Source organism: Pseudomonas huaxiensis (assembly GCF_003231275.1).
GTDB lineage: Bacteria > Pseudomonadota > Gammaproteobacteria > Pseudomonadales > Pseudomonadaceae > Aquipseudomonas > Aquipseudomonas huaxiensis.
Window position 1 is genome coordinate 1 of the sequence record NZ_QKVL01000076.1, and the last position, 15,431, is coordinate 15,431.

Below are 15,431 nucleotides of genomic sequence, written 5' to 3' on the forward strand. Positions count from 1 at the left end.
TTTCTCCATGTGAGAGTAGGTCATCGTCAAGATTCAATTCCAAAACCCCTGTCTGCATTGCAGACAGGGGTTTTGTCTTTCTAGCGGTTCAATTTTCAGTTGAACAGATTGCGGACGTTATTCATGGCGTCATCCGCAAACCCCTGCAGAAACGCCTGAAACGCGGGAAGCGCATCAGATCCTCCCTCGCTGGGTTCGCCTTGAATCGTCCAGATTGCGCGGCTTTGACCGTTGCCCAGATCCCTCACCTCCATGGCTGCCCAAAGATTGCCGATATCGAGGCTGGTATGGATCAGGCTCCAGGTCATGGTCATTGCCTGGTCGTCGTGGGAGTTGAGTTGTTCGACAACGAAGTTGTTGTCCTTAAAGAACTTCTTGCGGATCGAGCGCACCCCATTGCCCGTCATCTCGATATGACTCAGCGCCGGAATGAATACCGCGAAGCCGGCGAAATTACCGACGATGTTCCAGATGCTCGCGGCATCCGCAGCAATATCGACCTGCGAAACGACCTGGCAGCCTTGTGGATTGCGAATCAGCGTATCGGGTTTCAGTGTTTGCATGGTGTTGCTCCTCTGGGTGGGATGGATCAGATGAACTGAATGTCCTGGAGATACCGGCAGCCTCGGGCCAGCAGGGCAGGGCTTTTCTCCGGATAGCGCTCGCCCATGCGTTGCACGCCATCACGGGCGTTGGCATGGGCAATGTGCGAGATGTCGCCGATGTCTTCCTCGAAGCCGTCCAGGTAGAAACCGAGCACGTCGTAAAGGGCGTTGTTGCGGTCGATCTGCTGCAACTGCTGCTGCCAATGCTCGACGCTGACGAGCTCGAATTCCCGACCGCACTGACGAAACGCGGCGACATAGCGTTCCCAGCGCAGCGGCTCGGGGTTATGCAGGTTGAACACCGCGTGGGCGGCGCTGTAACGACTGGCGTGAAAGCCGATAAAGCGGGCAAGGAAATCCACGGGCATCAGGTCGAACTCGAGGTCCAGCGTCGGCACCTGGCCCAATTGCAGAGAACCCTTGAGCATCAGCATCAGACGGTTCTTCAGTGGCTGACAGACGCCGCTGTGGCTGTTGAAGCTGATATTCCCGGGGCGGAACAGGTTGACCCACACGCCACCCTGGCGAGCCCGTTCCACTAGGCGCTCGCCCACCCACTTGCTCAGGTTGTAGCCATTGCGGATGTACAGCGGAGGTGTCGTGGCCGGTGGCTGTTCCAGTACCCGGCCATGCTCATCCCTTGTGCTACAGGCTGAAAGGGTGGAGATGAAGTTGAAGACCTTCTTGCTACGCCCCTCACACAGGCGAAGGCATTCGAAAAGCGGCTCCACGTTGTCTGCCGCCAGCGCGGGGTAGTCGAGCACGTGGTTGACCTGTGCCGCGTTGTGAATAAGTGCGCCGTAACGGCGATCCAGGTCTTCGTAGTCCGCTTCGCTTAATCCGAGCCGGGGCTTCCGAAGGTCCGCCTCCAGAACGCGAATCCGGCGCCAATCCAGACCGTCGATACGGTTGTCGATCACCGCCTGGGCGAAGCGCTCTTCAGCTGAAAGACCATCGCCACGCCGGACCAGACAAGCCACCTCCGTCGCTCCCCAGGACTGCAGCGCCTCGACGATATGCACACCGAGAAAGCTGTTGGCTCCAGTGACGATCACCTTGTGCGGATCACCCAATCGATCGATTGGCAGCACCTGCAGATCCAGCTCTCGTTCGGCGTCAGCCAGGACCTGTGGGTTGAGCACGCTTCTGGTGCTCGCCTCTCCGCTGACCAGTTGAGCCAGTCGTTGCAACGTGGGGGATTCGATGAAGCGATTGATGGAGATGCCTCGGCCGAAGCGGTCCCGCAGTGCCAGAAGCAGCCGTGAGAGCAGAATCGAATGCCCACCCAGATTGAAAAAGCTGTCGTCGGTGGAGATGTCTTCCTGCGGCAGTTCCAGCAGCTCGCTCCACAGCTCCAACAGTTGTTTTTCCAACGGATTGGCTGCGGCTAGTCGTGGTCGCTGCTCGGAAAGCTCAACCCGCGTTGCCAAGAGTGCCCGGCGATCAACCTTGCCGTTAGGCGTGTAGGGCATTTGCGCGAGTGCTTGATAGAGCAAGGGGCGCATGTAGTCGGGCAGGTGCTGCCGGGCATGGGCTCGTAGCGCTTCTACAGCCTCGGGATGTCGGGGCTGCGCGAGAAACGCCAGCACCCGGCGCTGTTCATCGATCACGACGGCAACCTGGGCAAACAGCCGACTGGCGCGCAGGCAGTGTTCGATCTCTTCCGGTTCGACCCGAAACCCACGGATCTTCACCTGATTGTCGCGGCGCCCGCAGATTTCGATGCCGTTGACGGTCCATCGAGCGAGGTCGCCCGTGCGGTAGAGGCGCAGATGCTCGCCTTCCGGCAGTTCAAGGCTGATGAAGCGCTCCGCGGACAATTGCGGATTGTTCAGATAGTCCAGGCCAACGCCGGCGCCGCTGATGTACAGCTCGCCGACGACATCCTGCGGGACGGGCTGAAGCACCTCATCAAGCAGCAACACGCGGGTGTTGGCGATCGGCAGACCGATATCACGGTTGTTGTCGCCGACGCTGAACACCCGGGTGGTGGCTAGCACCGTGGTTTCAGTCGGGCCATAGATGTTGTGGACGCGGCACCGCCCGGCCAGGCGCTCGATTACCTCCGGCTCGCACACATCGCCGCCGGTGATCAGGTGCTCCAGGCTGGTGTCCTCCAGCTTCAGCAGACTGAGTAAGGCGGGAGGTAAAAAGGCGTGGCTGATTTCCTGATGGCGGAGCAGTTCTTCCAGGCGAGCGGGGTCCCTCCGCTGGTTTTCATCGGGCACTACCAGCTCGGCTCCGGAGACCCAGGTGGGGAGGATGTCGAGCAACGAGGCATCGAAATTGATCGTGGAAAATTGCAACACACGGCTCTGCGGGCTCAGATGCACATGGTCGCCGTACCAAGCCTGGAAGTGACTGAGGTTGGATTGGCTCAGCAGCACGCCTTTCGGCTGGCCGGTGGTGCCGGAGGTGTAGATGGCGACACAGGGCGCGGCTGTATCGGGTCGCCGTTGCATAAGACCGGACAGGGGGTGTGATGCCGGCGGGGGAAGTTGGCTCAGGTTCAGTCTGGGAATTGGCTGATCCAGCGCCGGGAAGCTTCCGTCATGGATGAGGACCGATGCGTTGGCGTTCGTCAGAATGAAGCGCACGCGCTCGGCCGGTGTATCGGGATCCAGTGGCAGGTAGACGGCCGCACAGCCGAGCACCGCCAGAAGGCTCGCATACAAGGCCAGGGATTTGGGCAGGCAGATCGCAATCAGCGCCGTGTCGGACGAGGCCGAAGCCTCCAGCAGCGGCAGCAGTTGCTGCTGAATCGCCAGCGCCTGCGCGTGCAGGTTCGCGTAAGTGATGCGCTGGCCATCGATGTTCAACGCTGGGTGCCCGGCGTGGACCCGCAGGCTGTGTTCGAGGCGTTCGATGAGCGGCGTGTGGCTTTCCCGCAGCAGCGAGGCATTTTCGCGACGATTGAAGACATGCAGATAGGCCAGTTGCTCCAGCCAGCAAAGATCCTGCTCCTGTGGTTGCTGCATGGGCGCGACGACCGGTGCTTCGCGAAAGTACTCCGGGTTGCGCGAGAAACAGCTGACATGCAGCGCCACACGCTCCTGCAGGCTATCGAGAGCGGACAGACGCAGTTGCTGGCCGTTACCCGAGTGTTCCTTCGCCACCTGCTGTCGGTCGATCAGGCGCTGGGCCTTGGCGGTGCCAGACCAGTAGAGCAATTCCAGTTCGGGCAATGAATCGGCATCCAGACCGCTGCTGGCCACCCGCAGGCTCAGGTACGGGCAATTTCCGAGTGCTGGCACGTCAAGGCTGCCGTCCTCGATCAACAGGTGCGGACGGACAAAGGGGCATGTCTGCAGCAGCGCTATATCGATGGCGTGATGCAACGAATGGCCGTGCTGCTCCAGTTCCGCACGCAGCCGGGCAAGGGCCGGGCTCCTGCCGGCCAGCAGGATATCCAGGCGCCTCATGACGTACTCCCTGACGGCAGGTACTCGGCCAGGGCCTGTTGCACGCAAGGCGCGTCGAGCAGTGAGCTGCTTCTGAAAAAGCGCAGGATGTTGCTCAGTAGCGGGTGCTGGTGATTGATCGGCCAGGCCATCGCCGTCACCTCGGCGCGCAGCGCGCAGGCCACGTGATCCGGCACCTCGAGCGCGGCGATCAACTGATGGTCGAACGCCTTCTGGATGTCGTTGGTCAGGTAATGGCCGATGAACACCGGTAGAAGCCGGGCGATATGTTCTCGGTCCTGTTCGGGTGCCTGGCTCCAGTAGATGCGTGTCAGGCGAGCCCAGAAGGTTGAATGGCGACCTTCATCGAGCAGGTGATCGGCCATCAGCCCCTTGATCGAGGGTTTGACGCTGTCATCGCGGGCGAACGCGGCAACATCGTTGGTCAGGGTGTTTTCCGCGATGCCCACGCAAATCAGTTCCACGGCGTCGCGCAGGTGCTCCGGGGCCAGTGCGAGGGCGGCGGGAATAGCCCGGCTGAGTTCGATTTCCGCGGGCAGGGCGATCGGCTTGATGCCGGTCAGCTCCACGGTCTGCTGCATGAAGTCCATGGCCACCAGAGCGTGGTAGTCCTCGTCCACCACCACGGTCATGGCGTCGTAGCGGCAGGCGAAGGGGAAGCGCACGGCGAAGCGGTCCTTGGCGATGGCCCGGGCGGTGCGATCGACGATCTCGGTTTCGAAGATCACCACATCGTTGATGAACTTGTAGAGGCTCTGGACCAGGGCGAAATCGCGCAGGTGCGGACATTCTCGAAGAAAGGTGTCGCTGAGCACCAGCGGCTGGCGGCTGAGCGGATAGATCAGCCGCTCGTCGTTCTCAACCTGGCGCCGCGGCCGGGTGCGGATAGTGGCGCGGCTCTCCCAGCTCTCGGCGAAGGATTGGTAGTCGAGGCTGTTCATAGGCTGGCCTCGGTGACGTCCGCGTGCATCGACAGCCGCAAGCGATCCCAGAACGCCAAGCGACTCTCCACGGCAGCGATGGCGGCGGCGTAGACCTCGCGTTCGCGCTGAGGGTCGCCGTTGACCAGGCGTGCCAGCAGTTGCTCGGCGGCGGGACCGTGGTCGTCGGAGTCGACTTCGATGTGCCGTTGCAAGTAATAGCGGAACGTCGGGGCGTGGCTGCCGGTGATGCCCCAGTCATCGAGGATGCGCTGGAACATGGTTGGTATGACGCTTTCGCGGCCATGCAGGAACGCTGCGGCAACGACATGGGCGGGCGCATTGAGCGCGGTGTCCAGCGTCTGTTCGACAAAATGCCGGGCGGCCTCGCTGGCACCGGCCTCGTGCAGGGCGGCCCGGTGGTGCAGGCCGTCGCGCTGCAGCAGGACAAAGCGTTCGATGCTCTGCGTGCGCGCGCCGACCTCGCGCATGGCGTCCAGATACAGCTCGAAGTGGCTGTAATGACCCTGCTCCAGGCGATCATCCGACTCTTCACCCAGCACGATCTCATTGATCAGCCGCGCGGCCTTGGGGTCTTGGGGCGGTAACCAGGGCAGCCGGGTGCAGGTCAGTTCCTGCTGCAGGCGCTTGGTCAGGGACATGAAATCCCAGACGGCGAACACATGGGTTTCCATGAACCGGCGCAGGACCGGCAGCGAGTCGATTTCAGCGAAGACTGGATGACGCGCCAATTCGTTTTTCTTTTCATGCAGCTGTTGTTCGAGCCTGTTCATTGCAAGTTCCTTTTTAAACTTCGCGAAATGGAAGTTGATGTCCGGGGTAGGTTCGATAGTTGTCAGTCAGGTTATTTCAGGTGATAGAAATCCCCTGGGCTGAATCGCCAGTTAAAGCGAGTTGATGGCATGCAAGTTGCCGAGTGCAGCGCGGGCCGTGGCGTTGGCCAGGCAATCCGGGCGTTCTCCGGTGATCGAAAGCTAAGGCAACTTTTCAATGTTCTGCAAGAGGGGCTGTTGGATATATTTCAAAGAGTGTTTTTCAAAGTTGTTAGTTGGCCTTTAAAACAACTTCTATTTGTTTTATTGGGTTGAAAGTGTCCGCCTCGGCTATAAAGGGCCAAAGTTTAAATGCGGCGAGTGAATGCCTCACTCCGGGCACTTTTTTACGTGGGAAGTTGCAGATTCGAATGTGAGGGGCAGCTGATCGTTATCGGCTCCTGCCCGGGGATGAGTCTCCTTCTGCAGGTCAATGAGGAGCAGGCAACCGGGCCGTGCAAAGGCCGATCAGGGCTGCGTGCTGGACTTAGAGTGTGCAGCAAACGCGCGGGCTGTCATGGAATTGGGTGGCGCAGGGGAAGGTGCCGCCGAGACGGGAGGTGCATCAGGACCGCTGGCGCGGCCCATGGCGGACAGGGAGGGTTACGGCTTGGGTTGTTTGTCGAGGTAATTGCGGATGGTTTTGAGGGCATTGCTCAGGTGGCGGTGGAGAATCGCCACGGCGTCTTCGATGGCGTTGTCGCTGGCGGCGTCGACCAGGCCGTTGTGGTCGTCCTGGGTCAGCTTGCCCAGTCCCATCGAGGACAGGTGGAAACGCAGGAAGCGTTCTTCCTGGCACAGCTCGTTGTCGATCAGGCGTAGCAGCTTCTTGCTCCGCGCCTTGCTGTACAGGGTCATGTGGAACAGCCGGTTCAGGCGGCCGATCTCGGAGTGGCGGGTTTCGTTCTCAAGCTGACGGATGTAGTCGCGAGCCAGGGCTATATCATCAGCGCTCAGCAACGGGATGGACTGACGCAGCGCTTCGGTTTCGAGCATCTCGCGCAGTTCGTAGGTTTCGACGGCATCTTCGCCGATCAGCGGAGCGACCACGGCACCTTTGTGGGCCACGACTTCGAGCAGCCCCTGCGCTTCGAGTTGGCGCAGGGCTTCGCGCACCGGCATCCGGCTGACGCCAAACAGGGTCGCCAGCTCTTGCTGACGCAATGCCATGCCGGGTGCCAGGCGCCCGTCCAGGATCGCGCCGCGCAGGCGTTCCTCGATCACGCTTCGCGCGAGGTGCGGGGGAACCTGTTCGTCGCCCAGGATGGTGTTGAGGAGTTTGGTTTTTCCGGCCACGCTACTTCTGCCCAATATTGGATCCAATCAAGCTAGTAATGGAGGCGATCCTTGTCAAACCTTCGGTTTGAACCGTTCCGGCCTATGGATGAGAGGTCTTGGTGGCGAATCGCGGTGCTATCGTGAATGAACTCTCGATCTAAGGGAAGCACCGGCCTGGCTGGGTCTCCAACCCTCCGTCGGGTGGGTTTTGGCTGATATCACGGTGATTGCTCGGTGTCATTGTCTTTTCCCTGCTCAGGCGTCACCATCGGCGCTTTCCAAGGACTTCGCGGACCGTTCGTCTTGGCGATACGTTGGGCTGTTTATCTGACCATGCGCCGGGTGGGGCTGGCTCTGTTGCTTGGCCTGGCGCTGCTGGGCGGATTGCGTGCGGACTGGGATTTTTCCCAGATCAGCCGCAAGGCCCAGGCCCTGTATGGCCCGCTGGGCGCCGGCCAGCAGCGCATCGACGCCTGGCAGCAATTGCTGGCGACGAAAAAGCAGCTCGGCGATGCCGAACGTCTGGAGGTGGTCAACCAGTTCTTCAATCGGCAACTGCGCTACGAGGAGGACATCGACCTGTGGCACGAAGTCGATTACTGGGCAACGCCAATCCAGTCGCTGATCAAGGGCGCGGGGGATTGTGAAGATTACGCCATCGCCAAGTATTTCAGCCTGCGCCGTCTCGGCATCCCTGCGGACAAGCTGCGTATCACCTACGTCAAGGCCCTGCGCCAAAACCGCGCGCACATGGTCCTGACCTACTATTCAAGCCCTGACGCCATGCCCCTGGTACTCGACAGCCTGATCGACGCGATCAAGCCGGCCAGCCAGCGTACCGACCTGTTGCCGGTATACGCCTTCAACGGTGAAGGTTTGTGGCTGACGGGCGCTGCGGGCAACAAGAAAGTGGGCGATACCAAGCGCCTGTCGCGCTGGCAGGATCTGTTAAAGAAGATGCAGGCAGAAGGATTCCCTGCCGAGCCGGTCTACTGAGGAGCTCAGATGTCACTGTTCAAACAATTGTTGCTCGCCATCTGCCTGTTTCTGGTGGTCGCTTTCAGCGGCAGTTTCATGGTGAGTCTGGAAAGCTCGCGCAGCCAGTACGTCAACCAATTGCGCTCCCACGCCCAGGACGCCGCCACTGCGCTGGCCCTGTCGCTGACGCCCAATCTGGATGACCCGGCGATGGTCGAGCTGCTGGTCAGCTCGATCTTCGACAGCGGTTACTACGCCAGCATCCGCGTGGTGGACCTCGCTTCCAATACGCTGCTGGTCGAGCGCCATGCCGATCCTGATCCGGGCGGCGTGCCGCAATGGTTCATCAAGCTGATCGGGCTGGAAGCGGCGGGCGGCGATGCGATGGTCATGCGGGGCTGGCAGCAGGCGGCGCGGGTCGAGGTGGTCAGCCATCCGATGTTCGCGTTGTCCAAGCTTTGGCAGAGCGCGCTGGGCAGCCTCGGCTGGCTGCTGCTATGCGGCGCTCTGAGTGCCGTGGCCGGTGCGCTGCTGTTGCGGCGTCAGCTCAAACCGCTGGACTACATGGTCGAGCAGTCCCACGCCATCGCTCGCCGGGAATTCCTCAGCCTGCCAGACCTGCCGCGCACCCCCGAGTTGCGGCGGGTGGTCCAGGCCATGAACCAGATGGTCGAGAAGCTCAAGGCTCTCTACAAGGAGCAGGCCGAGCGCAGCGAGAAGTTGCGGGTCGAGTCTTATCAGGACAGCCTCACCGGTCTGGCCAACCGCCGTTATTTCGAAATGCAGCTCAACGCCCGGGTCAGCAATCTTGATGAGACCAGCGACGGCTATCTGCTGTTATTGCGGGTGCAGGACCTTGCCGGGCTGAACCAGCGCCTTGGCGGCCATCGCACCGATCAGTTGTTGCAAGCGGTCGGTCAGCAGTTGAAGAGCGCGTGCGCCAACTTCCCGGAGACCAATAACCTGATCACCCGCAGCCGCGGTGGCGAGTTCGCGGTGCTGGCGCCGGGCATGAGTCATGACGATGCGATCAAGCTGGCCGAAGCGCTGGAGTCCGGCTTGCGCGGCATTTCTGATGTCACCCCGTCGGCGTGCATCGGTCTGGCACCATTCAGTCCGGGAGATGAGCCCAAGGCCCTGCTGGCATTGGCGGACGAAGCCCTTGCGCGCGCCCAGAGCCAGCCGGAGCCGTCGTGGGTTTGCCTGGAGCAGGGCTCGGCGACGCAGGCCAGCGATATCCATCGCCAGTGGCACTCGTTGCTGGATGAGGCACTCAACCAGGGCCGTTTCGAGCTGTTCTTCCAGCCCGTGGTGGACAGCAACGCGCTTGACCGGGTGCTGCACTACAAGGTGCTTTCGCGGCTGATCGATGACACGGGCGAGGCCATTGCCGCCGGCCGCTTCCTGCCGGCGCTGGAGCGTTTCGGCTGGGCGACCCGGCTCGACCTGATGATGCTGGAGAAAGTCCTCAAGCAGATGCATGGCCACAACCAGTCGCTGGCGCTCAACCTCTCGGCGACGACCGTCGTCAATCCGGCCAGCCAGCAGAAAGTCTTCGACCTGTTGGCTCAACACGCCGTCCTTGGTCCGCGGCTGACCCTGGAAATTGCCGAAGAGCAATTGCCTGAACAGTCCGTGCTGGAACAATTGACCCGTCGCCTGCGCACCCATGGCTTCAACCTGAGCCTGCAGCACTTCGGCGGGCGCTTCAGCATGATCGGCAACCTGGCCCACTTGGGCCTCGCCTATTTGAAGATCGACGGCAGCTACATCCGCGCCATCGATGAAGAACAGCATAAGCGCATCTTCATCGAGGCCGTGCAGCGCGCGGCCCACAGCATCGACCTGCCACTGATCGCCGAGCGCGTGGAGACGGAAGGGGAGTTGAAGGTGTTGCGGGAGATGGAGATCCAGGGCGTGCAGGGCCGGCTGGTGGGAGAACCGGCACCCTGGGCGTGAAACCCGGCCCTGTTGTCAGGGCCGGCGGGATTCAGATCAGGCCGCCGTGCTCGTCTTCGTCAATCAGGTTGTTCAGTCCGCCGAGGGCAGCACGGGCGGTGTTGCGGTTGAGCAACTTTGCCTGAGCGCCGGGCGGCAGATCGGTGATGCTGATCACGCCTTTGGTGGTCAGCACGTCGATCAAGTCTTCCAGCACCCGGATCATGTCCAGGTCGCTCTGCTTGAGCTGCTTGAGGCTGTTCTCGACCACATCGTCGGCAAACCACTCCAGAACTTCGGCGTGATCGGCGGGCAGTGTTTCCGTGGCTTCGGCAAAGGCGGCGGCTTCGACCCGAAGCAACTGGCCTGCCATGTCGCGTTGCACGTAGAACATGGTCATCCCTCGTGATTGTGGTTCCATCATCTTCTTCTTAAAGCACTCAGCAGCTTAGGCCATAAACGGCGCACGAGTATGCGCCGCCTATGGCCGCCAGGCAAAAACCGCAGTGTCGTGCCGGCCCGCGAGGGCCGGCACACGCCAAGCGATTACGTGTTGTTGTGGTCGATCTTGATCGTCGGGTCGGCACCGGTTACCAGCGAGTTGATCGAGGTAGAGGACCAGTTCACCCCTTCGAGCTTGATCGTCACGTCCGCGTTGGCGATACCGCCGGCGGCATTGAGCTTGCCTTCGGAGCTGACCTGCAGCGTCGACTCGCCGTTGACCGTGGTGATCTTCAGGTAGTTGTCGATGGTGCTGGCCTTCTCGCCCTGGAGCAGGTCGCTCAGGTCCAGACGGTCACCTTCGGCCGGCTTGAAGTCCTTGATGATGTCGTTGCCGATATCACCCGCCTTCCAGACGAAGGTGTCGGCACCGCTGCCGCCGGTCATGGTGTCGTTGCCCTGGCCGCCGAACAGGAGGTCGTTGCCCTCGCCACCCAGCAGGGTGTCGTTGCCGGTACCGCCGAGCAGGATGTCATTGCCCTTGCCGCCATCCAGGTAATCGTTGCCGCCCTGGCCGAACAGAATGTCGTTGCCGTCGCCGCCGTACAGCGTGTCGTTGCCGTCACTGGTACGCGAGATATCGAACTCGCTGACGTGCTCGGTGACGTACTGGTGCATGGCCTTGCTGTCCACCGCACTGGCATCCAGCCCGGTCTTCAGCGCGACGTAGCTTTGCAGCGCTTCCACGCCGTTGCCCGACACCTGCGAGAACATGATCAGGTCGCCGAACACGATGTCGTTGCCGTCGCCAGCATTGACCGTGTCGTTGCCTGGCAGCGTCGCCTCGGTGTGGCCGAGGATGGCGTTGGCCAGGTTGCTCGGGTCGATGTTGGTCTGCGGGCTGTTGTCGGAGTCGTACGGTTTCAGGTCGTTGACGTCCACGCCGCTGCCGATACCGATGGCCTCGATGGTCGGCGAGAGCGCCTTGAGTACCGCGTAGGCGCTCTTCGAGTTCGAGGTGGTGTCGGAGTCGGTGTAGCTACCTTGGCCGGCCAGGCTCGACAGTTCGTAGGTCCCGTCGCCCTGAGCGTGCAGGGTACCGCTGAGGGACGAATACCAGCTGCCGTTCTTGTACAGGTTCAGGTTGCCGCTGCTGTCGATGGTCAGCTTGTTGCTGCTGTCCAGGTTGACGTTGACCACCTGGCCGATCTTGTAATTGATCGACGTGAGGTAGGTGTCCATCGTCAGGTTGGTCTTGTTGCCGCTGTAGCTGATCAGCGTCGGGTTGGTACGTTCGCCGGTCTGGTAGTAGGTCGGCTGGCCGTCGGTAATGAAGAACGTCTGGTTGGTACCGGTGGCACCGGAGTCCTTCAGGGCCTGGAACCAGTTGGCCGTGGTCTTGAAGGCGTCCTCGTAGTTGGTACCGCCGTTGGCCGTCATGGCGGTCAAGGCGTTTTTCAGGGTCTGCAGGGAACCGCTGTCGGCCAGGTTGACCGAAACGGTGGTCTTGACCTGCGTGGCGAAGTCCACCAGCAGGATGTTGACCGTACCGGAGCTGGCGCCCTGGACGCTGTTGGACAGCGTGGTGAATACCGACTGCAGGGCTTTCTGCGCCGCGTCCACGGAGTCTTTCATACTGCCCGAGGTGTCGACGATGAACGCCAGGTTGTAGTTCTGCCCGGCGACCACATGCAGGCCGTTGATGTCGGCGGCGATGATGTCGTTGCCATCGGTGCCGTTCCAGTTGTCACTGTCGGCGGTGGCGTTGGTCGCCACGGCGTAAGTGTCGCCGTAGACGGTGACCTTGATGGTGCCTGGCGTGTTGGCGGTGCTGCCGTTGATGGTCTCGGTGGACGTGGCGTTGACCGTCACATCGAAGCTGCCGCTGTAGTAGGCCGGCGGCTTGATGGTCAGGGTGCTCAGGTTCCAGCCGGTGACGTCCACCGCGGTTGCGCCGACGGCGATGCTGTGACCGGCGCCGTCGCTGATCACCGAACCGCTCGGGATACCGGCGAGCTTGACCGCCAGGGTCTCGGAGCCGTCGGTGTCGGTCAGCGCCGAGCTGATGCCCACCAGCTTGACGGTGCCGTTCTCGCGGCCTTCGTTGAGTTTATAGCCGTCGTAGTAGCCCTTGCCGCTGGAACCGTGCAGGTCGGAGACGGTGACGCCGGCCGCTGCCAGTGCGGCGACGGTCGGGTACAGCGCGGTGCCGACCTGGCTCACATCGATGGTCGCCCCGCCGTTGACCGACAGGTTGACGTCGTAGCTGCCCGGACCTGCCTGGTTGTAGTGGTAGATCTCGACGGTGTAGTAACCGCTCTTGGTTGGCGTGAAGGTGCCGTTGAGCTGGCCACCGGCGCCCCAGGTGGTGCTGGCCACGTCTTTACCGCCGACCACTACCGCCAGGCTGTCGTCGCCGACGCCGCTGAATTTGTAGGTCGAGCCGGCTTCCATGTACATCAGGCCGGAGGTCTTCGAGGCGATGCCCGGCGCAACATCTCCGGTGGACGCGACGTTGGTGGCGATGGCACTGGTCTGGCCTTTGCCGGCAGCGTCGATCACCGATTTCAGGGTGGCTGCGTCGGCGCCGTTGCCGTTGGTGCCCAGGCCGGACAGGCCGGTCCAGGTTTCTTTGGTCAGGCCGATCGAGGCCACGGCGTTGCTGCCGATGGTCAGGGTCGGTTTGTCGGCAACCGGGGTGATGTCGATTTTCAGCGTGGCTTCGTTACCCAGATCCTTGCCGTCGAACGGCTTGTACTTGATCTGTGCGTAGTCGGCCTGCTGGTTGCCCACGCCGGTGCCGCCGTTGGCGGTAATGCCGGATTCGTTGGCTTTCGGCACGAACTTCAGGTTGCCGGCGTCGATGTCCGCCTTGCTGAAGACCTTGCCGGCATCGGCGCTGGTCAGGGTCTTCCAGGTGGTGCCGTCTTTGTATTGCAGGGTGCCGTTGGCCGGAAGCTGGGTGATGGTGACGCCCAGGGCGCTCTGCACGTTGTCCAGGTCGGTGACGCCGAGGCTGCTCCAGGTCACGGCCAGGTCGGTGTCTTCGGTGCCTGTCAGCTCGCCGCCTGCGGCGGTTGGCGCGTCGTTCACCGGAATCACGTTGACCGTGGTGGTAGCGACGTTGGAGGTGTTGACCCCGTCGGTCACCGTCACGGTGATGATCCGCGGCGTGTTGCTCGGATCATCGCTGGTGTTGATGAACGTGATGTTCTTCAGCGCCTGGATGTAGTTGGCGATGGTGGCGTTGCCGGACAGCGTCAGCACCACTTTGTCGTTGGTGCTGTTGGCGTTGATGCTGATGCCGTTGACGCTGTTGCCCAGGTTCAGCGCATCACCGGCCATGCGGTTGGTCAGGGTGACGGTTGCACCGGTCATGTTGGTGCTGTCGATATCGGTAATGGTCAGGTCGATATCGCCGATGGACACGCCGCTGCCGGCCTGGCCTTCGGTGAAGGTGACCTGGTAATCCGCGCCGGTCTTGCCGCTGGAGTCGTTGGCGTCCAGATCCAGAATCGGTGCCGGTTCGAAGATCTGCGTCGTCACGCTGCCCGCAGTGCCACTGACCACCACGCTCTCGAAGTTACCGCCGGTGGCCGAATCGACCTTGACGGTGAACTGCTCGGTGCCTTCGGTGATGTTGTCCTTGATGGTCGGGATGGTGAAGTCGACCTTGCTGGCGCCGGACGGGATGGTCACGGTGGTTACACCGGTGAAGTCCGAGCCGTTGGTGGCGGTACCGGAGTAACTCAGCTTGACGGTGACCGCTGCCTGCGACGGGTTGCTCAGGTTGAGCGTGTAGGTCGCGGTGCCGCCCTCGGCCACCGAGGTAGTACCGGTGATGCTGATGGTGGTCGGGGTGTTGGTATCCGTGACCTGAGTCACCGCTGCCGTGGTGCTGTAGGCCAGGTTCTCGAAGCCGCCGCCGCTGGCGCCGGTGATCTTGGTGCTCAGGGTAGTGGCGTCGATGTACGGCGTATCCGCCGGCGCCGGCACGGTGATGCTGTTGGACAACTGGTCCTTGCCGATGACGATGGTCGAACCGTTGGACAGGGTCACCGTCACTGGCGACGCGGCCGGGTTGGTCAGCGTTGCGGTGTAGGTGATCTGGCCGCCTTCGGCTACCGAGTTGGTGGCGCTCAGGCTGACGGTGGTGGTATCGATCGGACCGTCGGTGACCGTGGTGCTTGGCGTACCGGCGGTGACCAGTTTCTCGTAGTTGCCACCGCTGGTGCTGGTGATGCTGTTGGTCAGCGCCGGGTTGGCGGTGTAGACGTTGTTCGGCGCGGTGTAGTTGACCGTGCCGCTGCTTTGACCGACCAGGATGGTGATGGTCTGGTTGTTGGCCAGGGTCACTACCAGGTTCGAGCCGGTAACCGGCGCACTGACGGTCGCGGTATAGGTGACGACGCCGCCCTCTACCACGCTTGGAGTTGCCGTCAGGGTCACGGTCGAGGTGTCGATGGTGTCGGTGACCGAGGTGACCGCAGGCGCCGAGCTGACATTCAACTTCTCGAAATCACCGCCAGTGGTGCCGGTGATGGTGGCGCTGACGTTGCCGCCGTCCACATACACGGTGTTTTTCGGCGCGTCGATGGTCACGCTGCCTTCGGTAGCGTTCTTGGCGATGGAGATGGTCGAGCCGTTGCTCAGCGTCACGGTCATCGCGGTGCCGGCCGGGTTGGTCAGCTTCGCGGTGTAAGTGATCTGGCCGCCTTCCTGCACGCTGCCGGTCGCGGTGAGGCTGACACCGGTGGTATCGAGGTTGTTCGGGTTGTCATTGACGGTGGTCGACGGCGTACCGGTGGTCACCAGCTTCTCGTAGTTACCGCCGGTGACGCCGGTGATGCTGTTGGTCAGCGCCGGGTTGGTGGCGTAGATATTGTTCGGTGCGACGTAGTCGACCGAGCCGCTGCTGGCGTTGACCGCGATGGTGATCGACTGGCCGTTGGCCAGGCTGATGACCAGAGGCGAGCCGGTTACCGGAGCAGTGACGGTGGCGGTGTAAGTCACCAC

At 61.9% G+C, this 15,431-nt stretch carries 9 protein-coding genes; 2 read left to right on the forward strand and 7 right to left on the reverse strand.

Translation table 11 applies throughout. The features are described 5' to 3' along the window. Nucleotides 1–95 precede the first annotated feature (95 nt). From DM374_RS31560 to DM374_RS31580, 5 genes are all read right to left on the reverse strand, one after another. Complete coding sequence (locus DM374_RS31560; RefSeq protein ID WP_110973407.1) at nucleotides 96–563, reverse strand: SRPBCC family protein; 468 nt, start codon at nucleotides 561–563, stop codon at nucleotides 96–98. Nucleotides 564–589: 26 nt separating this feature from the next. Beyond that, complete coding sequence (locus DM374_RS31565; RefSeq protein ID WP_110973408.1) at nucleotides 590–4,027, reverse strand: amino acid adenylation domain-containing protein; 3,438 nt, start codon at nucleotides 4,025–4,027, stop codon at nucleotides 590–592. Beyond that, nucleotides 4,024–4,968 (reverse strand): diiron oxygenase, encoded by a 945-nt coding sequence (locus tag DM374_RS31570; protein WP_110973409.1) that lies wholly within the window; start codon nucleotides 4,966–4,968, stop codon nucleotides 4,024–4,026. Before DM374_RS31570 ends, DM374_RS31565 begins: the two co-directional genes overlap by 4 nt. Continuing rightward, nucleotides 4,965–5,741, reverse strand: a complete 777-nt coding sequence (locus tag DM374_RS31575) for a DUF3050 domain-containing protein (RefSeq protein ID WP_110973410.1) — start codon at nucleotides 5,739–5,741, stop codon at nucleotides 4,965–4,967. Before DM374_RS31575 ends, DM374_RS31570 begins: the two co-directional genes overlap by 4 nt. A gap of 642 nt (nucleotides 5,742–6,383) precedes the next feature. Beyond that, complete coding sequence (locus DM374_RS31580) at nucleotides 6,384–7,076, reverse strand: GntR family transcriptional regulator (RefSeq protein WP_110973411.1); 693 nt, start codon at nucleotides 7,074–7,076, stop codon at nucleotides 6,384–6,386. 216 nt (nucleotides 7,077–7,292) lie between these two features. On the opposite strand from DM374_RS31580, the gene lapG reads away from it, so the two are divergent. Both lapG and lapD read left to right on the forward strand, forming a co-directional pair. After that, nucleotides 7,293–8,054, forward strand: a complete 762-nt coding sequence (gene lapG, locus DM374_RS31585; protein WP_177431637.1) for a cysteine protease LapG — start codon at nucleotides 7,293–7,295, stop codon at nucleotides 8,052–8,054. 9 nt (nucleotides 8,055–8,063) lie between these two features. Continuing rightward, entirely contained in the window at nucleotides 8,064–9,995 is a 1,932-nt protein-coding gene (gene lapD / locus DM374_RS31590; protein ID WP_110973412.1) for a cyclic di-GMP receptor LapD, read from the forward strand. Nucleotides 9,996–10,026: 31 nt separating this feature from the next. On the opposite strand, the gene DM374_RS31595 is transcribed toward lapD, so the two are convergent. After that, entirely contained in the window at nucleotides 10,027–10,368 is a 342-nt protein-coding gene (locus DM374_RS31595) for a tryptophan synthase subunit beta (protein ID WP_110973413.1), read from the reverse strand. A 152-nt stretch (nucleotides 10,369–10,520) separates the two neighbouring features. Continuing rightward, nucleotides 10,521–15,431, reverse strand: a 4,911-nt coding sequence (locus DM374_RS31600) for an immunoglobulin-like domain-containing protein (RefSeq protein WP_225422651.1), incomplete at its 5' end; no start/stop codon positions are given.